This window comes from Nitrosospira multiformis, assembly GCF_003050865.1.
In the GTDB taxonomy this organism is placed as follows: Bacteria; Pseudomonadota; Gammaproteobacteria; order Burkholderiales; family Nitrosomonadaceae; genus Nitrosospira; species Nitrosospira multiformis_E.
In genome coordinates this window covers 37,816-62,320 of record NZ_QAOK01000008.1, presented here as the reverse complement: position 1 = coordinate 62,320, position 24,505 = coordinate 37,816, and the positions used below count along the sequence as shown (strand labels likewise).

Annotated in this window: 19 protein-coding genes, 1 tRNA gene and 1 riboswitch; of the genes, 14 read left to right on the top strand and 6 right to left on the bottom strand. The window is 55.7% G+C overall.

What is annotated here, in order from left to right:
- Nucleotides 1-281: 281 nt before the first annotated feature.
- On the top strand, nucleotides 282-1,640 hold the full coding sequence (locus C8R21_RS15855; protein WP_181258868.1) for a hypothetical protein: 1,359 nt from the start codon (nucleotides 282-284) through the stop codon (nucleotides 1,638-1,640).
- A gap of 246 nt (nucleotides 1,641-1,886) precedes the next feature.
- Here the strand turns inward: C8R21_RS15855 and C8R21_RS06050 are convergent.
- A tRNA-Ser gene (locus tag C8R21_RS06050) sits at nucleotides 1,887-1,977 on the bottom strand.
- A 156-nt stretch (nucleotides 1,978-2,133) separates the two neighbouring features.
- On the opposite strand from C8R21_RS06050, the gene C8R21_RS06045 reads away from it, so the two are divergent.
- A complete protein-coding gene (locus tag C8R21_RS06045; RefSeq protein ID WP_107761898.1) occupies nucleotides 2,134-2,661 on the top strand; it encodes an adenine phosphoribosyltransferase in 528 nt (175 codons plus the stop codon).
- Nucleotides 2,662-2,730: 69 nt separating this feature from the next.
- On the top strand, nucleotides 2,731-3,339 hold the full coding sequence (locus C8R21_RS06040) for a transglycosylase SLT domain-containing protein (protein ID WP_107761897.1): 609 nt from the start codon (nucleotides 2,731-2,733) through the stop codon (nucleotides 3,337-3,339).
- Nucleotides 3,340-3,405: 66 nt separating this feature from the next.
- On the opposite strand, the gene C8R21_RS06035 is transcribed toward C8R21_RS06040, so the two are convergent.
- A complete protein-coding gene (locus tag C8R21_RS06035; protein ID WP_308811381.1) occupies nucleotides 3,406-5,001 on the bottom strand; it encodes an alginate export family protein in 1,596 nt (531 codons plus the stop codon).
- Between the two features lie 344 nt (nucleotides 5,002-5,345).
- On the opposite strand from C8R21_RS06035, the gene chrA reads away from it, so the two are divergent.
- On the top strand, nucleotides 5,346-6,572 hold the full coding sequence (gene chrA, locus C8R21_RS06030; protein WP_107761895.1) for a chromate efflux transporter: 1,227 nt from the start codon (nucleotides 5,346-5,348) through the stop codon (nucleotides 6,570-6,572).
- A 98-nt stretch (nucleotides 6,573-6,670) separates the two neighbouring features.
- On the opposite strand, the gene rnk is transcribed toward chrA, so the two are convergent.
- A complete protein-coding gene (rnk, locus tag C8R21_RS06025; protein ID WP_107761894.1) occupies nucleotides 6,671-7,084 on the bottom strand; it encodes a nucleoside diphosphate kinase regulator in 414 nt (137 codons plus the stop codon).
- 27 nt (nucleotides 7,085-7,111) lie between these two features.
- A complete protein-coding gene (locus tag C8R21_RS16395) occupies nucleotides 7,112-7,240 on the bottom strand; it encodes a hypothetical protein (protein ID WP_258192282.1) in 129 nt (42 codons plus the stop codon).
- A 172-nt stretch (nucleotides 7,241-7,412) separates the two neighbouring features.
- Here C8R21_RS16395 and C8R21_RS06020 point away from each other — a divergent pair, with 172 nt between their 5' ends.
- The 6 genes from C8R21_RS06020 to atzF all read left to right on the top strand — a co-directional run bounded on the left by C8R21_RS06020 (nucleotide 7,413) and on the right by atzF (nucleotide 17,309).
- The gene (locus C8R21_RS06020; protein WP_107761893.1) at nucleotides 7,413-8,093 is read left to right on the top strand and encodes an O-methyltransferase; all 681 of its coding nucleotides are present in this window, start codon (nucleotides 7,413-7,415) and stop codon (nucleotides 8,091-8,093) included.
- Nucleotides 8,094-8,275: 182 nt separating this feature from the next.
- Nucleotides 8,276-8,380: riboswitch (guanidine-I (ykkC/yxkD leader) on the top strand.
- A 397-nt stretch (nucleotides 8,381-8,777) separates the two neighbouring features.
- Nucleotides 8,778-10,271 carry an APC family permease gene (locus C8R21_RS06015; protein ID WP_107761892.1) on the top strand — a complete coding sequence of 498 codons (1,494 nt, stop codon included), beginning with the start codon at nucleotides 8,778-8,780 and terminating at the stop codon, nucleotides 10,269-10,271.
- Nucleotides 10,272-10,312: 41 nt separating this feature from the next.
- Nucleotides 10,313-11,044, top strand: coding sequence for an urea amidolyase associated protein UAAP1 (locus tag C8R21_RS06010; protein ID WP_107761891.1), 732 nt, complete (start codon nucleotides 10,313-10,315; stop codon nucleotides 11,042-11,044).
- Nucleotides 11,041-11,736 (top strand): urea amidolyase associated protein UAAP2, encoded by a 696-nt coding sequence (locus C8R21_RS06005; protein WP_107761890.1) that lies wholly within the window; start codon nucleotides 11,041-11,043, stop codon nucleotides 11,734-11,736. The genes C8R21_RS06010 and C8R21_RS06005 overlap by 4 nt, the downstream gene beginning before the upstream one ends.
- Nucleotides 11,737-11,781: 45 nt before the next feature.
- Complete coding sequence (uca, locus tag C8R21_RS06000; RefSeq protein WP_107761889.1) at nucleotides 11,782-15,420, top strand: urea carboxylase; 3,639 nt, start codon at nucleotides 11,782-11,784, stop codon at nucleotides 15,418-15,420.
- A 2-nt stretch (nucleotides 15,421-15,422) separates the two neighbouring features.
- Nucleotides 15,423-17,309: an allophanate hydrolase gene (gene atzF, locus C8R21_RS05995; protein ID WP_107761888.1), complete on the top strand. Its 1,887-nt coding sequence runs from the start codon at nucleotides 15,423-15,425 to the stop codon at nucleotides 17,307-17,309.
- Between the two features lie 61 nt (nucleotides 17,310-17,370).
- On the opposite strand, the gene C8R21_RS05990 is transcribed toward atzF, so the two are convergent.
- Complete coding sequence (locus tag C8R21_RS05990) at nucleotides 17,371-18,000, bottom strand: hypothetical protein (RefSeq protein WP_107761887.1); 630 nt, start codon at nucleotides 17,998-18,000, stop codon at nucleotides 17,371-17,373.
- Between the two features lie 184 nt (nucleotides 18,001-18,184).
- Nucleotides 18,185-18,889, bottom strand: a complete 705-nt coding sequence (locus C8R21_RS05985) for a glutathione S-transferase family protein (RefSeq protein ID WP_107761886.1) — start codon at nucleotides 18,887-18,889, stop codon at nucleotides 18,185-18,187.
- 168 nt (nucleotides 18,890-19,057) lie between these two features.
- Here C8R21_RS05985 and C8R21_RS05980 point away from each other — a divergent pair, with 168 nt between their 5' ends.
- The 4 genes from C8R21_RS05980 to C8R21_RS05965 all read left to right on the top strand — a co-directional run bounded on the left by C8R21_RS05980 (nucleotide 19,058) and on the right by C8R21_RS05965 (nucleotide 24,505).
- Entirely contained in the window at nucleotides 19,058-19,480 is a 423-nt protein-coding gene (locus C8R21_RS05980; protein ID WP_107761946.1) for a winged helix-turn-helix transcriptional regulator, read from the top strand.
- On the top strand, nucleotides 19,481-21,988 hold the full coding sequence (locus C8R21_RS05975; protein ID WP_107761885.1) for an ABC transporter permease: 2,508 nt from the start codon (nucleotides 19,481-19,483) through the stop codon (nucleotides 21,986-21,988).
- Between the two features lie 45 nt (nucleotides 21,989-22,033).
- Nucleotides 22,034-23,191, top strand: coding sequence for a DNA polymerase IV (gene dinB / locus C8R21_RS05970; protein WP_181258864.1), 1,158 nt, complete (start codon nucleotides 22,034-22,036; stop codon nucleotides 23,189-23,191).
- A gap of 159 nt (nucleotides 23,192-23,350) precedes the next feature.
- A complete protein-coding gene (locus tag C8R21_RS05965; RefSeq protein WP_107761884.1) occupies nucleotides 23,351-24,505 on the top strand; it encodes an efflux RND transporter periplasmic adaptor subunit in 1,155 nt (384 codons plus the stop codon).

Sequence of the window (24,505 nt, the reverse complement as noted above, 5' to 3'; positions counted from 1 at the left end):
AAAATCCTACAGCTAGCGGTTCGTGTTGACGGGGTGTAGTCGGTAGTCGGTTATCGCAGGGATGACCTGCTCACAGGTGAAACTCTCTGGGAGCGAAAGCGGTGGATAACGGCGCGGGAATCGGAAGTCACCCTATATCCAATAACAGCTCGTTCTCCTGCCACAATCTTGATCAGTGCAGAAAACTCAAGCACAGACACGAGCTTAGGGAGTTATCAACAGAGCTATCCACGCCAATCGGGGAAAACTTGATTTGGCCTTCAGTTTCAAAGAAAGTGCTTTTGCTCCCCACTACTTACTTCGGATTTGACCTGAACAATCGCGAGATTGCCGCCCTCATCTACTCTGGGTTCTTGCTGGCTGCCGTAATGTTTTGGAAGAAAGGACGGCCTCTCGCGCTTGATGTGGTACGTGCATTCTTTTCTCCGAAGCTCGCATTGATCTGGGTGCTCATGTCCCTTTACGTCGCGGGTTGTGTCTGGCTGCTCGCGTGGTTGAATCTATGGGATTGGTCCAATCTCAAATTGACACTGCTGTGGTGGTTGACGGTCGGTTTCACCTGCATCTTTGAGGCACAGCGGCTCAAGGACAAGCCGCATGTACTGGGCAAGCTGGTGCGCGATGCATTCACACTCTCTGCTGTCATCCTGTTCGTCGCCAAGTTGGTAAGCTTCCCGCTCTGGGTCGAACTGCTCATGCTTCCCGCACTTGTGTTTCTTACTCTCCTTATAGCCGTCGGTGAACATCAGACTGACAAGCCCAGCATTCCCCGAGTGTTGAACCTGCTGCGCGGGCTCCAGACGTTCGCGAGTCTCATTATCCTCGGCTTCAGCTATTGGCTGGTCGTTAGCAGCGTCACCAAATTTTGGTCACTGAACACACTGCGCGAGTTCGGGCTACCCTTGCTGCTCTGGCTAATGTTCGTTCCGTTCATTTTTCTACTTGCTGTCTATATGACCTACGAAGAAGCCTTTATCCATTTACAGGTAAGGCCAAAACAGGCGTCCATCGTCCGCTATGCGCGATGGCGCGCTCTGCTCGCGTTCGGCTGGAATATCGACGGGGTGAAGCGCCTCGTGCGGGACATGCGCGGGCGCGACATCGCCGACAAGCAGGGCGTCAAAGACGCCATCTGGGAAATCAAGCGGCTTCTCAAGATCGAAAAGAACCCGCCCATCGTTACGCGCGCCGAAGGCTGGTCGCCCCATGTGGCGCGGCTATTTCTTGAAGAATACGGCCTCGTCACTGACGACTATCACCGCACACAACGGGAGTGGTTCGCGCACATCCCATTGGTAAAGCTGAACGACAATGTGCTGGCCGATCGGATTTCCTATTACCTCACCGGTAATGAGCGAGCCGTGACGCAGCTCTGGCTTGCACTCGACGGATCGAGTCAGAACGATGCGAAGGAAGCGCAGCGCGCCTTCGATGAACGCGCGCTGACCCTGCTCGTCAAGGCATTTGACGCTGAGCGAGCGACGACAATCTATGTCCGCGCTCAAGCCTCCGAGCCCCAGGCCTTGGTGATCGACGGCATACGGGTGTTGCTGGACCGGTCAGATTGGGGAGACTCTCGTCTCGGCGGCTATGTACGGAATTTGACGATTCAGCATCCCAAGCATCAAGGAGATAACTAGAGAGAACATCTGACCGTCAATTCTTGTTATCCCCCAGTCTGACTGCTGATAGAAGCGAATGGGCTATAGCATGAAAACGGCGGGCGTCGGGCGGTGTGCGAAGGCCGCTCGATCCGATGGACAAGCTCGACGGCGTGGTGATCGACCAAAGTGTTCAAGGGATCGAAAGACGAGCTATTACGCACGTTTGTCGCCATCGGAGGCGGGAAATCGGCGGCTTTAGGAATGCCCACTTCTGTACCGAGATGGCGGAGAGAGAGGGATTCGAACCCTCGGTACGGTTGACCCGTACGCACGCTTTCCAGGCGTGTACCTTAAACCACTCGGCCATCTCTCCTGTTGAGGGTTCCAGGAAAGGAACCCGGCAAAGGGCGCAAAGGATACACCAGAACGCTATCCCCGGCAACTTTACGGTAGTATAGCCGAAAGCGGCTCATCCGTATCGACGGCCTCCGAATCCTTTAACCCAGAAAAATCAGAAACAGGAAGTAGCATGCAGATCAAATCCCGCATCCGCACCATCGCGCATTATCCCCATGAAGGCATCATGTTTCGGGATATCACCACGCTGCTGAAAGACCCGGTCGGGTTGCGCGCGACGGTTCAGGAAATCGCCAGCCGCTACAAGACCATGAAAATCGATAAAGTGGCCGGGATCGAGTCACGCGGCTTCATCATTGGCGCGCCGGTTGCCTATGAGCTTGGCGTGGGTTTTGTGCCGGTGCGCAAGAAGGGCAAGCTGCCTGCCGAAACACGCGGGCGCGATTATCAGCTGGAATATGGCAGCGACCGCATCGAGATTCATGTGGATGCGATTCAGAAGGGCGACCGGGTGCTGCTGGTGGATGATCTGATCGCTACCGGCGGGACGGCGGAGGCCGCTGCTGGCTTGATACAGGAGATGGGCGGCGAGGTGGTGGAGTGTGGCTTTATCATCGACCTGCCGGATATCGGGGGGAGGGCGCGGCTGGAAGATCAGGGCCTCAAGGTGTTTGCACTGTGCGAGTTTGAGGGGAACTAAACTCTGCCGGGATGGGGTCTATAATGATTTATATAAACGCATTATCTATGGTCAAGAAGGATACTCATAGTGTGTGTTGTCCTGTTATTGATCTTCATGCTGGCTCCGGTCGCATCCTTCGCCGCTCAGGCTCAGGATTATGCCGCGTGGTCAAAAAAGAACCTTGATGGCTCGTGGACGCGGATTACGGAAACTGCTGTTGACACCTCGTCTCTTCCCTCTGCGGTCCCCAAGGATATCGGCAAATTTTGCCCGACCTATAAGCATTTGCCACGCAAAAAAAGGATTCAGTTCTGGGTGGGCCTGCTTTCGTCTATGGCGGAATTCGAAAGCACCTTTGATCCTGAAGCGGCTGCCAGAGGGCCATCCAAAGACGTATTCAGAAGACGGGATACAAATCGAGGGCTGCTGCAGATATCAAAAGAAAGCGCAAACCAGCCGGGCTATAGCTGTGGCATCAAGAAAGCAAAACGCCTGCACGATCCCGCCATTCATCTTCCATGCGCGGTAAAAATATTGTCTACATGGGTCAGTGCGGACCATGTAATAGCCTCTTATAAGGGGAATAAAAAAACCAGGGGCGGAGGGCGCTATTGGGCTGTGCTCCAGGAAAAAAATGGCCGCCTGTCTGCAATATCAGGTTTCACCAGAAATTTGTCATTCTGCCGGAAGGGTTGAATTCCCCGGCGGCGTCGGTTTGATGCTTTGGCATAGCGGCATCACCGCTGCCAGCCGTTCACGTTTTTAGAACCTGAAGTTGTACTGAACGTAGAACAGGTCAGGCGAGACGCGCGGTGCCTGCGCTTTCAGGAAATCGCCGGCAAACAGTTTCGAATACCCTATCAGCACGTCTTCGTGCCGGTCGACGTGTATGTTGAAGCGGAAATCGATCTCATCCCCGACATAGCTGCCGGATTGTCCGGTTGCGTCTCTAAGGGTGGCGGTGCCTGCGGCGTTGTACAGGAAGTCACGCTTGTTCGCCAGATAGAAGCGGTGGTACTGGGCGGTGAAATTGGCCCAGGGCAGGGGGTGCAGATTGAGTTGGGCGTTGAAGTCGTGGATGTTCTGCCTGCCTACGCGATCGATCCACCCGAGGTAATAGTTGCCGAAGGGGAAAAGCTGGTTGAAGGTTGTGCGGCTGCCATCGGTCAGATTATTGTCACCGGAGGCAAAGTCGTAACGCAGCCAGAATTGCGGATTCAGCGGCTTTCCCTTGAAGTGGTAGCCAGCACCGGACGCAACGGCAAAGGCCGAGATATCCTGGTTGGAATATTGGCCGAACTGGTACATGCCCTCCAGTTCGTACAGGAACTGGTTGTAGTCTCCCGCCAGGCGGCTGCCGAGGGTATGCGTGATCGAATCGCCCCTGACACCGGCTCTGCCCACGGCAAGATTGCGATTGTCATCCAGGCTCAGAAAATAGAAATCGGCCAGGTGCCCTTTCATGGGCTTGTAGGTTCCCCATAAGCCGAAGAATTCGCGCTTCTGATCCCAGTTATCGAAGTTGTTTCTTTCCGTCACCATCGGTCGCACCCAGAATGCATCCAGGTCGAATGTGGGCGTGCGCCAGAACCCCTTCACCCCCTGGAAAGTGCGGCGGGTGTTGACCCAATCGAGCGTGGAAATCAGTCGCTGCGAGCCGTAAAGCAATTCCTGCCGCCCCACGCGCAGATAAGCCGGCCCGTCCTTGATGTTGGCGATTTTGATGTCTGCAAAAACATTCAGCATATCCGTGTGGTTGACATCCGTGGCCAACGGTGCCAATGCCTGCCCGAAAGTACGCGCGTCCAGAAACTCCGCAAACAGCCGGATCCGGTCCTGATACCAGAAGTCGGCATGAAATCGGCTGCGGATCATGTGGTAGTTGTCGCTGGTATTGGTCAGGCGCGCGTCGGATTCCCGCATATACCGGTACCAGAAGTTGCCCCCAAATGACAAAAGGAAGTCATCGCCAAGATGGATGCGCTTGATGGGATCGAAAATATCCTTCTCATGTTCGGGCTTTTCGAGATAGCGGAAATCGATATCGAAAGCCGGCGTGGTCATGAGGGCATAGGGAGCATAGGGAGAAACGGGCGGGTTCTCACGCTTGTTGCCGGTTATATGATCCCAAAGCGAGTAGTATCCCGGCCCGGAGGGAGCGATGGTGAACATGCCGGGGCGGGAAGGGGCGGTTACAGGAGGTACCTTCGACCAGTCGAACCGGTTGCTCCGGTCACTGCTTGTAGGTGTGGGCGCTTGCGATGTTGTCGGGGCTACGGTGGTGCTGCCGGCAGGAGCAGGGTCTGCCGCAGAAACCTGTAGCGTGAGGCTGAGCACGCCTGCCAGGCTGAATTTCACAAGCCATTCCAATATGCGGTGTGGAGAGGTTGAAAAGCAGTTGGGCTTTTTGGCAGACGGGAATAAAGCAGGCAGGCAATCAGGCAGACGCATAGCGGGATTTCAGGGACTTCGGATAAAAATGCCCGCAACTATAACAAAGTCAGCGTCTATTTTGAACTGATAGCAAAGCGATATGTAATCCGCCTATCAAAAGCTGCTATGTCATCGAGGGCTGCAACTATAATGAGCAGCTTCCAAAATAGGATATTGATACTCATCTTCCGGGACTGCTTCGGTTTTCATAATCTTAAGTCATCATCATATGCCGGGTTTTGTTGAATTGGGGTAAAAGGATTTCCAGCATGCAGGAAACTTTTGGCGGGCAGCCTCGCCCAAACCAGAATCGGGGCGAAGTTCTGCGCGCCTTTCTAAAGCTGGGTTTTACCTCTTTTGGTGGACCGATAGCCCACTTGGGATATTTTCGTGATGAATTGGTTATCCGTCGACAGTGGATGAGCGAGTCGGCGTATGCCGATCTCGTCGCGTTGTGTCAGTTTTTGCCAGGTCCCGCCAGCAGCCAGGTAGGTTTTGCGCTGGGATTGTCAAAGGGGGGATTCATGGGCGGCCTCATCGCCTGGAGCGCGTTTACGCTGCCTTCCGCGCTGTTCCTGCTGATCTTTGCCTATAGCGCCTTTGCCTTTGGCGCGTCGCTCGGTCAAGGCTTTATTCATGGCCTGAAGCTTGTTGCCGTGGCCGTTGTCGCGCAAGCGGTCTGGGGGATGGCGCGCAATCTTTGCCCTGATCGGGAACGCATCGGCATCGCCGTCGTCGCGGTACTGGTCGTGGTTTTCCTGCCTGGCACACCGGGGCAACTAAGTGCAATCCTCTCCGGCGCAATCGGCGGCCTTTGGCTTTGTAAAAACCTGCCGCCTGCCAATGATCGTCGAGATGACGGGCGTATAAGCATACAACTATCCAAGACGCTGTCATTGCTCGCATTGTTGGGTTTTTTCATCCTGCTTTTCGGCCTGCCACTAATTGTGATGATATCTTCCTCGCAGGGGGTGGCACTGTTCGAGGTGTTCTACCGCGCGGGCGCGCTGGTATTTGGGGGTGGGCATGTGGTTCTGCCATTGCTTGAAGCAAGCGTGGTCGAAACCGGCTGGGTCAGTGCAGACACTTTTCTTGCAGGGTATGGTGCAGCGCAGGCAGTGCCCGGGCCTTTGTTTACCTTCGCTGCATATCTGGGCGCTGTTGTTGCGCCCGAGCCCAACGGAATCTACGGGGCAGCCATATGTTTGATCGCAATATTTTTGCCCGGAATGTTGTTGCTGGTGGGTATTCTGCCGTTCTGGGATGACTTGCGCAAAAAAGATGAGGCGCGGGCGGTAATGGCGGGCACTAATGCAGCTGTGGTAGGCGTGCTTGCCTCCGCACTCTACCACCCCGTATGGACCAGTGCGGTGTTTACGCCGCCGGATTTTGCAGTGGCACTCGTGGCCTTCGTCCTGCTGACTGTCTGGAAAGTTGCACCATGGAAGGTCGTTGTGTTGACCGCGTTCGCCGGCGGGGGGCTGTCCCTGGCCTGAGGAAAGAGAATGCCAGATTTTTCCTCCAGGATTTTTTCCTGATGCCACATTCCCGTTGATCAGTCTGCGAACATCCGCGAGAAGCCGTGGGCCGAACTCTACCGATAGAATTTCCCCTCGCGCTCCGGCTGGTAGATGATTTCCTCTATCCGTACCTTGATGGTGCCTCCGCCCGGACGCGGCCACTCTATCTCGTCGCCGGTGGAAAGCCCCAGCAGGGCACTGCCAACCGGCGCAAGCACGGAAATTTTATCTCCGGACCCGTCGACATCTTTTGGATAGACCAGCGTCAGGCGGAAGTCCTGGCCTGAGGAATCGATGCTGAACCGTACTGTGGAGTTCATGGTTACCACCGTGGGCGGTATTTGCTCGGGCTCGACGATTTCGGCGCGTTCGAGCTCGGCTTGCAGTTCCGCATTGCCAGGAACCGCGTTAGCCGGAAGCGACTCGAGCAAGGCCTCCAGCCTGTCCAGGTCCTGGGATGTCAATATGATGTGCGGTCTGCTATTCATTTCATTTCAACCTCGTTTCAAGTTCTGTTATCGCCCTTTGCTACGCCGCCAGGCGCTTGCTGCTGCTGTCTTCCTGACCTCCAGTGCCGGTTTCTCGTCGGAAGTTTTGATCGGGCCGATCGGATAGGATGCACTGATTCTATCATCAAATGTCATGATATTACCGGAGCAGCAGAGGGAGTTCACATGCTGCTTTTATGGGTATCCTGCTTCACCAGAATTAACGAATCAAGTGCCGTTCGCCTTTGACCCATCATCGTATTGAGCGTAGAGTCGAAATAACGAGCGATATGACCCCTTTTCCGTAATTTTTTGAGGAGCGGTGGCTATGCAATCTCCAACTATTGTAAATCCCTCCCAATTAGACCCGGTCAATCCGGCAATCGAAAAGTATATGCGCAGCTTGGTGGGACGAACTGATCATCCCGTGCTGACCGAAATGGAAGCCGTGGCTGCCAAAAACAATTTCCCGATCGTTGGCCGCCTGGTCGGCATTTTTCTGGAAACACTGGCGAAAACGATCGATGCCAAACGTATTTTCGAGTTCGGCAGCGGCTACGGCTATTCGGCTTACTGGTTCGCAAAAGCAGCCGGGGTGGACGGAAAGGTGATCTGTACCGATGGCGATCCTCAGAACAAGGAAAAGGCCGAGCAGTATCTCAAGTCTGCCGATCTGCTGGAGAGGATCGATTTTCGCACCGGCATCGCACAGGAGATATTCGGGCAGACCGAAGGATTATTCGATATCTGCTACAACGATGCAGACAAGGGAGATTATCCGGAAATCTGGCGTATGGCAAAAGAAAGGATTCGCCCAGGCGGTCTGTATGTTGCGGACAATGTGCTTTGGCACGGGCGGGTGGCGGTGGAACGTTATGTTGATATTGTTCCGGGATGGACAGAGGCCATTCTCGAGCACAACCGGCTGATCTTCAACGATCCAGAATTTGACGCCTTCATAAATCCAACGCGGGATGGCGTTGTCGTGGCGCGGAGAAAGGCACCATGACAGCTATTTGTAATCCATCTCCAATGCCAAGGCCCTGAATCTCTGGAGAGAGCAGGGGTGCTGAAAAATATCGAAATAAAATATCGAAGGCTCAGATCCGGCGACTCAAATCGAAAGAAAATTTTTATAATTTTTTGTTGTATTCCTGAATGGGATGTGCAAAACTGTTTTCCAGTAAAGTTGTAGCGCGAAACTAGGGTTCCGGCTTCTTTTCTCGAAGTGTCTGGTCCGAGAGTTTCCGGCTTCGTCATGGCGAGGCTCCACGGAGGGATAAAAGCCCGGGAGATCATGTAGTTATTACATTGATTCCCGGAGTTTAACCGCCGAAAAAGGAGACCTGGTCGTGCATCTCCCTCCTGTATTTTTCCCCGCTTTTTCAGTTGTCAGCCCAGTTACGATAGAACTGGGTGGCAAGCAGTATATAAAGTATATAAGTCATGCCCACGGAAGCCAGTATCCAATGGCGTGCGAAGCACACCATTGTGGGTTCAGACTGGATTCCGGGTCGTGGCCTGGAATGACGAAGTTCGTAGTATTTTTTCGCCGCCTAAATAGCCGCGATACAAAAAGCTGCAACAGTCCACTACGTCCGGGTGTCTCCTTGCTCATTGCTTCCGGCAGCATGAAGAGACCGACAAATGGTCAGCCAGGTGGAATCATTCCGTGTGTCTCGAAAGGGATATCATGTCCATAGAAGAAACCCCGAATACATTTTCCCGTCCTGCCGCCACTCCGGTCACTGGCGACAAGCTTCACCGCAGCATGAGCGTATGGAACAGCTTTACGCTCGGATTCGCCGTTGTTTCCCCCGTGGTAGGGCTTTACGCCATCATCAGCGTCCAGACCACTGTGACAGGAGGCGGATGGTTCGGCGCGCTGGTCACCTGTCTCGTCATGCAGTTGCTCGTAGCCACGGTCTACGCCGAACTGTCTTCACAATTCCCGATTGCGGGCGGTGCATACAAATGGTCGCGTCAACTCGGGGGCGTGGTCACCGGGCAATTTGCCGGCGTCATCTACGTCAGTTCCACTATTGCCATGCTCACCACCACCGCCTATACGGGTGGCGTCTGGCTTGCTCTGTTTTTTGGAGCCGAGAGCGAAACGGGCTCTGCATTCGTGATCTGGGGCGCTGTATTCCTTCTCCTGTGCACCATTATCAACGTGGTCCACGTCAATATCTTCAAGCTGGTCATCACAATGGGAGTTTATGCGGAAGTTGTCGGCTCCCTTGGCGTGGCGCTGCTGCTGTTCCTGTTTTTCCGGCAGCATTCCTTTTCCGAACTGTTCCAGCATCTCGGCACAGGCACGGCGCCAGACCAGGCTTCCGCGTTTTTGGCAGCGCTGGCGATCGCCGGCTGGGCATTCATCGGTTTTGATGCCTGCTCCACTATCGCAGAGGAAACGCACGAACCCAAGCGGATGGTGCCGCGTGCCGTCTTCTTCTCTTTATGCATGGTGGGATCGGTGGTGCTCTTCAATTCCGCCGCCCTGACACTCGCGTTCGATCGCGAGGCATTGATTACTGCGAGCGCCACTTCCGATCCGATTACGCCTGTAATTACTGGCAGTTTTGGCGAGTGGGCGGAAAAGCCGTTTTTAGCGATCGTCATGGTCGCATTCCTGGCCTGCGGCGCCTCGGTGGTGAAATATACCTCGCGCATCGTGTATTCCATGGCGCGCGAAGGCAATATGCCGGCTGTTCTCAGCCGCTTGGCGCCAGACAAGACGCCACGCAATGCCGTTATCTGTACTGTATCCCTGGCAGGACTGGGATTGCTGTTCGGGTTGAACGACGGCGCGGTCGCAACCGTGATTGCCTTCGGCACGGGTGGGCTTTACGCCATGTTTTCCATGACGACCGGCGTGGGTTTATTCACCCGGCTCACCGGGCGCTGGAATCCGGCATTGGGTGAGTTGAAGCTTGGCGTCTGGGGGTTGCTGATCAACACGGTCGCTTTTATCTGGTCTGTATTCGAACTTGTCAATATTGCCTGGCCGCGCCCCTATGCCACGGCTCCCGACGCGCCGTGGTGGCAGCTTTGGGCGGTACCGCTGGTGCTGGGCAGCATTCTCGGCATTACGGCGCTATATATCCTGATAAATAAGCTGCGTAAAAAATCCACTTCGCCCAGCACGCAGAGGGATGCGAAAACACCGCATCGATCTACAAATTGAACTGGATACACCTGAAAAACTATCGTGATGAGGAGAAAGACATGAACCAACCGGATGCACATTTGTGGGAACAACATATTCCCGGCGGTTGCCACTGGTCCGGCATTCTGCGGCGCGGCACCACGCTGCGCATGACGGATATCAACGGCGGCGCCAATGCCTCGGTATTGTTCTTCAATCAGGAAGAAAAACTGGAGCGCTACAACATGGCCGATACGCTTAAATCCCAGCACACCTTCCGCCTGACCAGGGGACATGCCTGCCATTCGGACATGGGAAGGATATTCTGTTGCATTACCGGCGATAGCGTAGGTTGGCACGATACTGTCTGCGGCCTGAGCGACGCCGAACTGATACGCCGGAAATACGGTATCGCGCGGTATCAGGAGCACCGCAACCAGATGTTCCGCAATGGACTGGACGGCATGCTGATCGAGCTTGGCAAATGGGGCTTGGGCATGCGGGACGTAGTATCCAATATCAATTTCTTCAGCAAGGTAACCGCCAATTCAGCCGGCGAACTTACCTTCCAGCCCGGTAACAGCAAAGCTGGGGATCATGTGGATTTGAGCTTCGAAATGGATACGCTGGTCGTGTTATCCGCTGCGCCGCATCCTCTCGACCCCTCTACCACGTACCAGCCCGGTGCAGTCAATCTCACTGCTTTTGCAACTCCATCTTCGGTGATTGCCGAATGCGCGCACATTTCCGAAAACCAGCGTGCCCGGCAAAACACTGAATGTTTATATGCTTGTCATGGAGGTGCGGCATGAACGCGAATTCAAAGAGCAAGAATTTTGTTGAAAGCAGGCTGGATCCGGATGCGGCGGTAGTGGATGAAATCTGCCCGGCAGGCGAGCCGTGGGTCAAGATCGTCAGGGAAGGACAGATTTTCCGGATCGTGGACCTGGAAGGCAATCAGGCCGTCGATACCCTGTTTTACAACGCCTCACACGCGGTGGAGCGCTATAGCGCAACCGATACCGTACGCCGGCAGAAGAAGGTCTATCTGACTACCGGCAGCAAGCTGTACTCGAATTATGGCAACGTAATGCTCACCATCGTTGCGGATACATGCGGGCGGCATGACACCCTGGGAGGGGCATGCGCGGCGGAGAGCAATACCGTGCGGTATGCGCTGGAAAAATTCCCCATGCACAGTTGCCGCGATAACTTTCTGCACGCGCTGGCGCATGAGCCGGAGTGCCAGCAGCTCGGCATCAGCAAGCGCGATATTCCCAGCAATATCAATTTCTTCATGAACGTGCCGGTGACGGAAGAGGGTGGCCTGGAATTCGTGGATGGCGTCTCCGCGCCTGGCAAATACGTGGAAATGAAGGCCGAAATGGACGTGGTGGTGCTGATTTCGAACTGCCCGCAACTTAACAACCCATGCAACGCCTACAATCCTACGCCCATTCGATTGCTGGTCTGGGACGATCCCAGTGAGATGAGCTTTACATAATCCAGTTTCTATCCCGGCTGTTTTTCACTCAACCGAGAATAAATCATGTTTGAAAAAGTATTGATAGCCAACCGCGGGGCCATTGCCTGCCGGATTATCCGTACCTTGCGGCGCATGGGGGTGAAGAGCGTTGCAGTCTATACCGAGGCAGATGCGCTATCGCGGCATGTGATCGAAGCTGATGAAGCCTACTGCATAGGCAGCGGAGTCGCCGCGGAAAGTTATCTGCGCGCCGAAAAGATCCTGGAGGTCGCGACCCACGCGGGAGCAAATGCCATTCATCCAGGATATGGCTTCCTCAGTGAAAAAGCTGAATTTGCGGAGCAATGCGCTGACCATGGCATTTCCTTCATTGGCCCCACCCCCCACCAGATGCGTGCATTCGGCTTGAAGCACACGGCGCGCGAACTGGCGCAGCAGAACCAGGTACCGCTACTGCCGGGCACAGGATTGCTCGAAGACCTGGATGATGCCTTGCGCCAGGCCGCCCATATCGGCTACCCGGTCATGCTGAAAAGCACGGCAGGGGGTGGTGGCATCGGCATGCGTTTGTGCTGGAACAAGGAAGAGTTGAGTGGAAACTACGAATCGGTGAAATACCTGGCGCAGAACAATTTCAAGGACGCCGGCCTGTTTCTCGAAAAATATGTCGAGAAGGCACGCCATATCGAGGTGCAGATATTCGGCGACGGCAAGGGCGGGGTGATCGCACTGGGTGAGCGGGACTGCTCGATGCAGCGGCGCAACCAGAAGGTGATCGAAGAAACGCCAGCGGCTAATCTGCCGCCGCGCGTGCGCCAGGCGTTGCTGGAGGCGGCGGTCCGCTTGGGCCAGTCAGTCAACTACCAGTCTGCGGGTACAGTGGAGTACATTTTCGATGCCTCCACCGCGGAATTTTATTTCCTGGAGGTGAATACGCGGCTGCAGGTCGAGCATGGGATAACCGAGGAAGTGACCGGCATTGACCTTGTGGAATGGATGGTTCGGCAAGCCGCTGGAGACTTGCCACCTCTGGATTCATTCGATATCCAGCCGCATGGGGCCTCTATCCAGGTACGTGTGTACGCAGAGAATGCGGTCAAGGATTTTCAACCTTCCTGCGGTATCCTCACGGCGGCGGAGTTTCCGTCTCCGTCTGCTGCGCGCGTGGAAACCTGGGTGGAACGCGGGGTCGATGTCACGCCATTTTATGATCCCATGCTGGCAAAAGTCATCGTGCACGCGCCGGACCGGGAGCAGGCCATTGCGCGGCTGCTGGAAGCCCTGGACGTAATGGCATTGCACGGGGTGGAAACCAACGTTGGCTACCTGAGGCAGATCCTGCGCAGCGAGGCTTTTCGCAGCGGGCGACACACGACGAGCTTTCTGAACAGTTTTCGTTATACCGCCCATACGATCGATGTCCTCAGTCCGGGAGTGCAGACCACGGTGCAGGATTATCCCGGGCGGACAGGATACTGGAGCATCGGCGTGCCGCCATCGGGACCGATGGATGGTCTGGCGTTCCGTCTGGCCAATCGGCTCGTCAATAACAGCGAGGATAAGGCAGGGCTGGAGATTACGCTTTCCGGCCCGGCGTTGCGTTTCAACTGTGACAGCGTTATTGCTGTATGTGGCGCGCCGATGGAGGTGCGCCTGGATGGTGAACCGCTTGCCTATTGGCGGGCGCATCGCGTCAAGGCCGGTTCGTTGTTGCAGTTCGGCAAACTCGTAAATCATGGGTGCCGCGCTTATCTGGCAGTGCAGGGAGGAATCCGGGTCCCCGATTACCTGGACAGTAAATCTACCTTCACCCTCGGCCACTTCGGCGGGCATGCAGGCCGCACCCTCCTCACCGGCGACGTGCTGCATATCTTTGAAGCCAGAAAAGACAGTGATGGTGGATTTGAGCAGGGGCTGCCGGAGGAATTGGTACCGCCCTACACCGACAGCTGGGAAATAGGGGTGCTGTACGGGCCGCACGGTGCACCGGATTTTTTCACTGAGGAGGATATCGAAACCCTCTTCGCCACTGACTGGGAAGTGCATTACAATTCCAATCGCACGGGAGTGCGATTGATCGGCCCCAAGCCCCATTGGGCGCGCAGCGATGGCGGTGAAGCAGGGCTGCATCCCTCCAATATTCACGACAACGCCTATGCTGTAGGTACCGTGGATTTTACCGGAGACATGCCCGTGATACTCGGTCCCGATGGCCCCAGCCTTGGCGGCTTCGTCTGCCCGGTTACCATTATCCAGGCCGAATTGTGGAAGATGGGGCAGCTCAAGCCGGGCGATCGCGTGCGCTTCCACAGAATGTCGATGGAGCAGGCGCTGGCGCTGGAGTTGCAACAGGATGCAAGGATAAAAGACCTCCAGGTTCCACAATACGCTTCATCGGAGGCGGAGCAGGGCGCAACCACCGAACCCACCCCTGTGCTCCACTTCATCCCGCAAAGCGACGGCCAGGTGCAGGTCGTATATCGCCAGGCAGGCGACAAGAATCTGCTGGTCGAGTATGGTCCGCTCGAGCTCGATCTCAATTTGCGCTTCCGCGCGCACGCGCTGATGGATAGGGTGCAGACAGCGTGCAATGACGGGGAACTGGAAGGCATTCTGGATCTGACACCCGGCATCCGTTCGCTGCAAGTGCATTTCGATTCCCGCGTACTACCGCGCGATAAGCTGCTGGAGATGCTGGTCGGTGCGGAAAAGAAATTGCCCGATATCGATGATATGGAGGTCCCGGCACGCATCGTCCATCTTCCACTGTCGTGGGACGATGCTGCCACCCGGCTGGCGATAGAAAAGTATATGCAGTCAGTGCGCAGTGATGCGCCCTGGTGCCCGAGCAACATCGAGTTCATCCGCCGGATCAATGGTCTCGACAGTATCGAGGAAGTGCAGCACATCGTATTTTCCGCGAACTATCTTGTCATGGGGCTGGGTGATGTCTATCTGGGCGCGCCGGTTGCTACACCTGTGGACCCGCGTCATCGCCTGGTGACCACGAAGTACAACCCTGCGCGCACCTGGACGCCCGAGAATGCGGTTGGCATAGGCGGGGCCTATTTGTGCATATACGGGATGGAAGGTCCCGGAGGCTATCAGTTTGTGGGCCGCACGGTGCAGATGTGGAACCGTTACCGCCAGACAGCCGATTTCAAGGAAGGAAAACCCTGGCTGCTGCGTTTCTTTGACCAGATCCGTTTCTATCCGGTTAGCGAAAGCGAACTGCTTGAGCTGCGCAAGGATTTCATTACCGGACACTTCAAGCTGAAGATCGAGGAGACAACATTCAGTTTGAAACAGTACAACGCTTTCCTGAAAGAAAATGCCGCATCCATCGGCGCTTTCAAAGCAAAGCAGCAGGCTGCGTTTGAAGCCGAGCGTGAACGCTGGAAGGCCGAAGGCAAGGCTGAGTACGTGAGCGAGGTTACACTCGAGGAAGCGGATGCGCAGGGCGAACTGGATTTGCCCTCTGGTTCCCAGGTTGTCAGTGCGCATGTAACCGGCACGGTATGGAAACTGCTCGTCAAGGAAGGGCAGCGTGTCGAAATGGGAAGTCCAGTGGTAGTGGTGGAATCCATGAAAATGGAATTCTCCGTGGAGGCGCCGGTCAGCGGTACGGTGCGACAGCTATTCTGCAAGGAGGGGAGCCATATATCCGCTGGGCAGATGTTGCTTGTCGTTCAGGAGGAGTGAATATGACCAAGCTTGGCCCCCTGGGCGATATCCCCTCCCTGCTGCGACGCTATGCCACTGGCGAGCTGAATCCTACCGGGGTGATGGAGGCGGTGCATGCGCTGATCCAGGACGATTCCGACAATGTTTGGATACACAAGCTGCCGCTGGAATCACTGCGGCAATATGCCCGGAAGGTGGAAGAAAAAGGGATGGCTGCACTGCCTTTATACGGCATTCCCTTCGCTATCAAGGATAATATCGACCTTGCCGGTGTTCCAACTACAGCGGCTTGCCCGGCGTTTGCTTATACACCGCAACGCAGCGCAACCGTGGTACAGAGACTGATCGACGCGGGTGCGATTCCCATCGGCAAGGCCAATCTCGATCAGTTCGCCACCGGGTTGAACGGTACCCGCTCTCCCTATGGTGTCTGCCGCAACGCCTTCAATCCCGAATACATCTCCGGTGGATCAAGCTCGGGTTCAGCAGTGGCTCTAGCGAAGGGCTGGGTATGTTTCAGCCTGGGAACCGATACTGCGGGCTCCGGCAGGGTGCCCGCCGCCTTCAATAATCTCATCGGGTATAAACCCACCAGGGGCTGGCTTTCCACACGCGGTGTCGTACCCGCCTGCCGCTCGCTGGATTGCGTGTCCATCTTTGCCTTTACCGCTGCCGATGCGGAGCGAGTCCTCGAAGCAGCTGCCAGCTATGATGATGAAGACATTTATTCCCGCCGGAGAGGGAACAGGGATGATCTTGCCTCGCAAAACCTTCGACAGCGTTTCCGTTTTGGCATACCGCACCGGCAGCAACTGCAATTCTTCGGCAATTCGGAGAGTGCGAGGTTATTCGAGGAAGCGATAACGCAACTGCAAGCATTGAGCGGTGAGGTCATCGAGATCGATTTTTCGCCCTTTCTGGAAGTAGCGCACCTGCTTTATGGGGGGCCATGGGTAGCTGAGCGTTATGCCGCCATTCAGCAATTTTTTGATTTGCATAGCGATGAGGTGGTTTCCCCGGTACGGGAGATCATTGCCGGCGCACACCGATTCTCGGCGGCAGATGCCTACAACGGCTTGTATCGCTTGCATACGCTTAAGCGCCAGGCTGACCGTACCTGGTCTGAAGTGGGCTATCTGCTGACGCCCACCGCCGGGACCATTTATCGCATCGAGGAAATGCTGGCAGATCCAATTCGCCTGAACACGAATCTGGGCTACTACACCAACTACATGAACCTGCTCGACTATTCGGCAGTGGCGGTGCCTGCCGGATTTCAGAATGACGGATTGCCGTTTGGCGTAACCCTGGTGACTCCAGCCCATCAGGATGTCTCGTTGTTGCATCTTGCCGCACGTCTGCAACAGGCCTATTCGCTGCCCCTGGGGGCTACCGGTATTCCACTGCAAGAAGAAGTTTCGCCAGAAATGGCTTCTTTTCAGAGGCCAGCACAGCCGGAGCAACCAGTCCTCGTGCGTGTAGCGGTGTGCGGCGCGCATCTGTCCGGTCTGCCGTTGAATCCTCAATTGACCAGCCGCAACGGACGCCTGGTGGCAAATACCACAACTTCCCCCGACTACAAACTCTATGCGCTTCCGGGAACACCGCCGCTTCGTCCGGGATTGGTGCGAGTAGATAAGAACGAGCGAGGGTTTGCAATCGAAGTGGAGGTGTGGGAGCTGCCAGCAAGCGAATTTGGCAGTTTTGTGGCAGGCATACCTGCTCCCTTGGGGATCGGCACCATTACCCTTGCGGGCGGCGAATCCGTGCAGAGTTTCCTATGCGAGGGCTACGCGGTAGCGGATGCAAAGGATATCAGCCAGTTCGGGGGATGGCGCCGCTATATGCAATCAACGGCTGATCCCAGTGAACGCAAAGAGGACGTGCGCGGGACGGGTCCTGGATAAGGTCGCTCAATTTCCTTTGTTATTAGCGGACTAACGATCTTAAAAGCCGTTCTCCATGCTATCACCCAAATATCCTCTTCCAGTTTGAGAGAACAATCACGATAAAAAGGAACACCAGTGCCTGAGGCCAGTACCTGGCTGCATAATCTTTCCAGTCCGTCCCGACTTTGATCGGTATCTGTAGCTTGAACTCGGTACCAGTGGGACGTTTACCATCGAGATAGAGCGCGTACTGTCCAACCGAATCAAACTTGAATGCCTGAGTGAGAGTGCCGGATGCATACGCCTGCGGTGGTGTTGACAACAATTCCTGCTCCCCATTTTTGTCCGACAGTTTGACCAACCGAAGCGCCAGGGGAACATGACGGGCAGATTCAGGATAAAGCAGATCCAGCGTTACATTGAGTGTGCCCGGGCTTGGCACTTTGCCGCAGAGGACGGGAACGGCCTTGGCGCTGGTGGGGTCATCCGGTATTTCGTAGTCACTGGGGATGAAGTAGGCAGAATAGCCCACAAGCAGGGTCTCGGTTTCAATGGTGCAGGTCCCGCCGCGATAGCCTTTTGGATATGTTGAAGACTGGTCTCCCTGAGAGCTCACATGAAACTGTGCTCCCACCGCCACCATCAGTGCCACAAATCCTGTTACAACCAGAAGCCGCATCCCTGGCGGCAATCTACGCCAAAAATTCATGCCGTTCTTTCCTGTTCGATGCTGTGAATGTTCCGGTGCTGGTCCCGGTTGTTTAAGTCACACTGGAGTTAGGCGGCGTCTACTTTGAGCTAACCTGCATAGTATTCTGCTTTGATCCGGTTCAACAATAGGCAATTGACAGTTCCAACTGACTACAAGCGCCAAGGCCTCTCCCAGTTAGTGCCTACTGCAAGTCTGAATAATATTGCGTTTTGATGCGGTCAATATAGTTTCTGAGATTTTCCTTCAATAAGCCATATTCCTTCAGAGGGGATTCGATAGGACAACCAAAGGTATTGATCAGGAAACCGAAGGCGCTCGCATCCAGCGTGGTGGGCTTATCCCCCAGAAAATATTTCTTGTCGCCCAGGCATGCGGAAAGTGCGTCTATATCCTGCATCCCGAGTTCAAAAATCTCTTCGGGTTTATGCCGCCCCATGCCGTGCCCATGAATTTGACGCCGAATCCTGTAGCGGTAGATAACTGCTGCGACATCCCGGATTGCTGGGGGCAAGACGTCAAAAATGGCTTTCTTGTTGACCTGCCAGTTCGCATCCGTATACTGCCAGCGGGTATACATGGTCGCCCAGAAAAGATGCTCTTCGATCAAGCGTTGCATTGCCAGGGATAGCGCGGCTTCTGCGGAATTCAACCCTTCGTCGAGGTCTTTATAATTGTCTTTGAGATGCCGGATGATAAAGCGGGAATCCGCTAATTTGATGTTTCCATCTTTTATATAAGGCAATTTACCTTTTGGCGCAAACAGTGGAAGCGTTGTCCTGATTGCATATTCAATCCCTGCCATACGCAAATACGTTTCTGTTTTGCAACAGAAATGACTTAAATTCGGATTACCCCAGGTACGCTCAAACTGGTACAGTATCAACACCGCTGTTCTCCATCTTGTCAATCAGCTTTCCACTCGTCAGCTTGCGTGGCAAGGGACAGCAGCCTAGCCTACTATGTTGCGAATTGCAAGTGACTATATTAAAGTTCACCCGCAAATGTTATAACCCCCGCAAGTGTTATAAGTTATGGGTGGATGAAGGAGGAAGCTGTGACAGGTAGTGCGGAAGCGCGTGATGACGCAATATTCAATCGCTCCTCATGTCCCATTACCAATGGATTGAATATCTTTGGCGACAAATGGACGCTTCTGGTCATTCGCGACCTGGTGCTTGGTAAACGCCGTTATGCCGATTTTATCTCGTCGCCGGAAAATATCGCTTCGAACATCCTTTCCGATCGACTGAAAAGATTGGAAGCGGCAGGCCTTGTCTCACGGCGCGTATATCAACAGAAACCCGTTCGCTACGAATACGTTCTTACAGAGAAGGGCAACGACCTCAAGCCCATTCTGGAAGCAATAAGCAGATGGGGCAAGAAGCACTGTCCTGGTACCGACGTGTTTCGCCCTGTCGATCAGCCCGCATTACGAGTTTCAAAAACAGGAAGTACAAACAGCGATTTTAATAATTGAATGAACATTCTAAAGCTATCTCTTCGCATGCTTGGACGCGACTGGCGCGCGGGCGAGTTGCGCGTGCTGGTATTTGCGCTGGTCGTCGCAGTGGGTGGGATGACCACTGTCGGTTTTTTTGCCGACCGGGTGCAGGTGGCGCTTTCGCGCCAGGGCAACCAGTTGCTGGGAGCGGATCTGATCATTTTTTCGGATCATCCTTTGGCGCCGCATTATGCCGAGGAGGCAAAACGCCGGAACCTGTCGATTTCCTCTGCCGTCAAGTTCCCGAGCATGACCGCGAAAGGGGAGGAAAGCCTGCTGACGGAAATCAAGGCCGTGGCGGAAGACTATCCGCTGCGTGGCGAATTGCGCATCAGCGAGGATTTCGGCAACGGAGCACCGCCTGCTGAGCGTGTGACCCATATTGCCAACAGGATTCCTTCCCCGGGCACGGTCTGGGTGGACGAGAAGCTCATGATCGGCTTGTCTCTCAAACGGGGAGACAGGATCGAGGTGGGCGCATCCCGCTTTGCTGTGGATGCGCTGATCACGCAGGAACCGGATTATTCGATCGGTTTTCTCAACCTGAGGCCGCGCGTACTGATCAACGAAGTTGATCTGCCGGCAACCGGGCTGATCCAGCAGGGGAGCCGTATTGGCTACCGCCTGCTTGTTTCCGGCGATTCGGGTAATGTGGAGGAGTTCCGCAAATGGGCCGAACAACGCCTGATGCTGGGGGAGAAAATCGAGGGCATCCGTGACGCTCGGCCCGAAATCAGGTCGGCGCTGGAGCGGGCGGAAAAATTCCTGAGCCTGACCGCGCTGGCGAGCGTGGTGCTGGCGGCCGCCGCTGCGGCCCTGGCGGTACGCCGCTTCACTCAGCGCCACCTGGACGGCTGTGCAGTGATGCGCTGCCTCGGCGCAAGCCAGGGCGCCATGCTGCGCCTCTATCTGTATCATTTTCTCATTCTGGGTTTCGTTGCCAGCAGCCTGGGCTGTCTTCTCGGTTTTGTGGCTCAGCAGGTTCTAACCCATTGGCTTTCGGGATTGGTCGAAGCCGAATTGCCATGGCCCACGGTATGGCCGGGCGTGCATGGAGTGCTGACCGGAATGGTGCTGTTGCTTGGCTTCGCGCTACCTCCGCTGCTCAGCCTGCGCAGCGTATCGGCACTGCGTGTCATGCGCCGGGATATCGGCCTGCCGCCGCAGGGACTTGCCGGCTATGGACTGGGACTGGGCGTGCTGGCGCTGCTGTTCCTGTGGAAAGCGGGCGACATGCGGCTCGGCGCCTCCGTCATTGGTGGTTTCATCGTGGCAATAGCGGTTTTTGGCGTGCTCGGATTCCTGCTGATGAGAATGCTGGCCCACATCCGCAACCAGGCAGGTGGCGCGTGGCGCTATGGCCTGGCAAGCATCCGCCGTCGCGCCGCCGCGAGCGTGCTGCAGGCCGTGGCCCTCGGATTGGGATTGATGGCGCTATTGGCGCTGACGCTGATCCGGGACGATCTGCTGAGAAACTGGCGCACCAGCCTGCCTCCCGATGCCCCCAACCATTTTCTGGTAAATATCCAGGAGGACCAGCTGGAGCCGTTGGCGGTGTTTTTCAAAGAGCACGGGATACAGCCGCCGAGAGTTTTTCCCATGGTGCGGGGGCGTCTCACCGAGATCAACGGCAAGACGATCGCTTCCGAGGATTATGCCGATATTCGCGCAAAGCGGCTGGTGGAGCGGGAATTCAATCTCTCGTGGGCAAGCGAGATGCAAAGCGACAACCAGATCGTCAAAGGCCGCTGGTGGAAACCCGAGGATCGCGGAGAAGAGGAAATCTCGCTCGAAGAGGATATTGCCAAGACCATCGGGATCCACGTGGGCGACACACTGACTTATGATATAGCGGGCAGCGTGTTTTCCGCCAAGGTTACAAGTTTGCGGAAAGTGAACTGGGATTCATTCCGGGTAAACTTTTTCGTTGTGACGCCGCCCGGCGTGCTGGAGCAATATCCGGCAAGCTATGTGACGAGTTTTTATCTTCCGTCCATGCATGTGGAACTGACGAACCAGCTGGTCAAGGAATTTCCCAACCTGCTCGTGCTGGATGTGGCTGCCATCCTCACTCAGGTTCAAAAAATGATCGAACAGGTGACCAAGGCGGTCGAATTCGTGTTCCTGTTTACACTGCTGGCAGGGCTGGCGGTACTCTATGCCGCTATCGTTTCCACCCAGGATGAACGCATTCAGGAGGCGGCCATATTCCGCACGCTGGGCGCAAGGCGCAAGCAGCTGGCGCGCGCCTGGGCGGCTGAATTTGCCATATTGGGAGGCCTTGCCGGCTTTTTCGCGGCGGCGGGAGCAAGCGCGCTCGGTTATGTCGTTGCGGAATATGCGTTGAATCTCACTTATACCTTCAATTCGTGGATTTGGCTCATCGGCATAGGCGCGGGAGCCGCAGGCGTGACCCTGGCGGGGCTGCTCGGTACGCGCGCCGCGCTTTCAACGCCACCACTCATGACCTTGCGCAGGATCTGATCGAATGCTCCCGTCTTGCCGCTTTGCTTCGAACGGATAGGCGGGATGAGCCGCTGCGTTGCCCATCTCGATATGGATGCTTTTTACGCCTCTGTCGAGTTGAAGCGGTACCCGCAATTGCGGGGGTTACCAGTGGTCATCGGCGGAAGCGCGGAGCAGCAGCCAGAACTTTTCAACGGTAAGCCGCGTTTTTCAAAACTGAAAGGTTATGCGGGGCGGGGTGTGGTAACCACCGCCACTTATGAGGCTCGCGCTTTCGGCGTTTCCTCCGGCATGGGCTTGATGAAAGCGGCACAGTTGGCTCCGGAGGCTATCCTGCTGCCCGCCGACTTCAGCGCTTACCGCCGTTATTCGAATCTGTTCAAAGCAGCCGTTGCCTCGGTTGCGCCTCATATAGAGGATCGCGGTATCGATGAGATTTACATCGATCTCAGTGACTCGGCTGAGGACATCGTGACTCTTGCCCGGCGCACCAAGCAGGCTGTGCGGGAAAGCACCGGGTTGTCCTGTTCTATTGGTGTGGCGCCAAACAAGCTTCTGGCGAAAATCTGTTCAGACCTCGAAAAGCCGGATGGTCTCACTCTCCTGAGCATGGCGGATGTTCCAGCCAGAATCTGGCCTCTTCCCGTACGTAAAATCAATGGCATCGGTCCGAAAGCAAACCAGAAACTTGCAGCCTCAGGTATTTTCACCATCGGCGATCTGGCACAGGCTGACATCGCTTTCCTGCAGGCGCGGTTCGGGCGCAGCAACGGTTCCTGGCTGTACGAGGCTTCCCGCGGCATCGACGAGCGTCCCGTCGTGCCTCATGCCGAGCCCAGATCGATCAGCCGCGAGACGACGTTCGAGCGGGATCTGCATGCGCGTCGCGATCGTCCTGTCCTTTCGGAAATTTTCACCGGTCTATGCGCGGGTGTCGCCGAGGATCTCCAGCGCAAGGGCTATACCGCCCGTACCATTGGCATCAAATTGCGATATGAAGATTTTCGCACCGTAACCCGTGACATCACACTCCCAGTCCCCACGGCGGATGCCGCTGCCATTCGCAAGGCAGCACAGGAATGCCTGCGGCGGGTGCAGCTGGAGAAGAAATTGCGGCTGCTTGGCGTTCGGGCTAGCGGACTCTGCTCCGATACTGCATTGCAAAGCCCGGGCATGAGCCAGCAAGGGGAACTCCCCCTGGCTGCCCTGAATCTTCAATAAAGAAGTGCGCATACGGATTGCTCGTGGCGCAAGTGGCCCGGTCAAATATGGGCGATAATTCCTTCTTTTCTCTTCATGGAGCAGTATGGGCAGTGTCCTTAGCTGCTTGAAGCATCTATTTGCGTATCTACTTGCTTTTACCCGATTTATCCATTCGCCATGCCAACAAAAAAAACACTGGCTCGCTTCGCCATCATCATTGTAATTCTCACGGTAGCGGGTTATGCAATATGGTTTGCAACGCGTCCGGCGCCCATAGAGGTTGAACTTGCGACCATCAAGCGGAGTACAGTGGAAGCCACCGTGGTGAATACACGTGCCGGAACAGTGACCGCGTGCCGGCGTGCCAAGCTTGCGCCAGCGGCAGGGGGACAGATTGTCAAGTTACTGGTAAAGGAGGGTGACAGGGTCAAAAAAGGACAGGTATTGCTGGAATTATGGAATACGGACCTGACCGCTCAGCGCGATCTCGCCTGGCGCCAGCTCACCACCGCGGAAGAACGCCGCCGTGAAGCCTGCATCATCGCAGCCCATGCCAGCCGTGAGGCCGAGCGCGCGCGTCAGCTCGCCGAGAGAGGCTTCGTCAGCGCACAGAACCGGGAGAATGCCGATGCCGATGCACGCGCTCGCCAGGCAAGCTGCGATGCGACTACTGCCGATGTGAAGCGGGCGCGGGCACAGGTCGAAGTAACAGAGGCGGGGCTGGAGCGCACGGTTCTGGTTGCTCCATTTGATGGTGTCGTGGCGCTTGTCACCGGGGAGCTGGGTGAATATACCACCCCATCACCCCCGGGGATTCCTACTCCGCCGGCTATTGATCTGATCGACGATAGCTGCCTCTATGTTACCGCTCCAATGGATGAGGTCGATGCGCCCAAGCTGAGGATCGGGCAATTCGCCCGCATTACGATTGATGCCTTGCCGGGGCAGACCTTCCCCGGCAAGGTGCGGCGGGTGGCGCCCTATGTCACGGAGGTAGAGAAGCAGGCGCGCACAGTGGATATCGAAGTGGATTTCGAAGAGATACCGGAACGGCCGTTGCTGGTGGGATATAGCGCCGATGTCGAAGTGGTGATCGAGCGACATGAGAATGTGTTGGGCGTGCCCACCCAGGCGATCCGCCAGGGCGGCAAGGTGTTGCTGGTGAACGAGGAGAAAAGATTGGTTGAACATAAGCTGGAAACAGGACTTGCCAACTGGGCATTTACAGAAGTCACCGGTGGCCTGAAGGAAGGCGATCGCGTGTTGCTATCATCAGAGGCAAAGGAAATCAAAGCCGGCATGCAAGTCCGGGAGAAGGTTGCCGAGCAGTGA

Excerpts from the sequence above, each read along its gene's own strand:
- C8R21_RS06045 (WP_107761898.1), top strand. The coding sequence starts at position 2,134 with ATGCAGATCAAATCCCGCATCCGCACCATCGCGCATTATCCCCATGAA.
- chrA (WP_107761895.1), top strand. The coding sequence starts at position 5,346 with ATGCAGGAAACTTTTGGCGGGCAGCCTCGCCCAAACCAGAATCGGGGC.
- rnk (WP_107761894.1), bottom strand. The coding sequence starts at position 7,084 with ATGAATAGCAGACCGCACATCATATTGACATCCCAGGACCTGGACAGG.
- C8R21_RS16395 (WP_258192282.1), bottom strand. The coding sequence starts at position 7,240 with ATGACATTTGATGATAGAATCAGTGCATCCTATCCGATCGGCCCGATC.
- C8R21_RS06020 (WP_107761893.1), top strand. The coding sequence starts at position 7,413 with ATGCAATCTCCAACTATTGTAAATCCCTCCCAATTAGACCCGGTCAAT.
- C8R21_RS06015 (WP_107761892.1), top strand. The coding sequence starts at position 8,778 with ATGTCCATAGAAGAAACCCCGAATACATTTTCCCGTCCTGCCGCCACT.
- C8R21_RS06010 (WP_107761891.1), top strand. The coding sequence starts at position 10,313 with ATGAACCAACCGGATGCACATTTGTGGGAACAACATATTCCCGGCGGT.
- C8R21_RS06005 (WP_107761890.1), top strand. The coding sequence starts at position 11,041 with ATGAACGCGAATTCAAAGAGCAAGAATTTTGTTGAAAGCAGGCTGGAT.
- uca (WP_107761889.1), top strand. The coding sequence starts at position 11,782 with ATGTTTGAAAAAGTATTGATAGCCAACCGCGGGGCCATTGCCTGCCGG.
- atzF (WP_107761888.1), top strand. The coding sequence starts at position 15,423 with ATGACCAAGCTTGGCCCCCTGGGCGATATCCCCTCCCTGCTGCGACGC.
- C8R21_RS05990 (WP_107761887.1), bottom strand. The coding sequence starts at position 18,000 with ATGAATTTTTGGCGTAGATTGCCGCCAGGGATGCGGCTTCTGGTTGTA.
- C8R21_RS05975 (WP_107761885.1), top strand. The coding sequence starts at position 19,481 with ATGAACATTCTAAAGCTATCTCTTCGCATGCTTGGACGCGACTGGCGC.
- dinB (WP_181258864.1), top strand. The coding sequence starts at position 22,034 with ATGAGCCGCTGCGTTGCCCATCTCGATATGGATGCTTTTTACGCCTCT.
- C8R21_RS05965 (WP_107761884.1), top strand. The coding sequence starts at position 23,351 with ATGCCAACAAAAAAAACACTGGCTCGCTTCGCCATCATCATTGTAATT.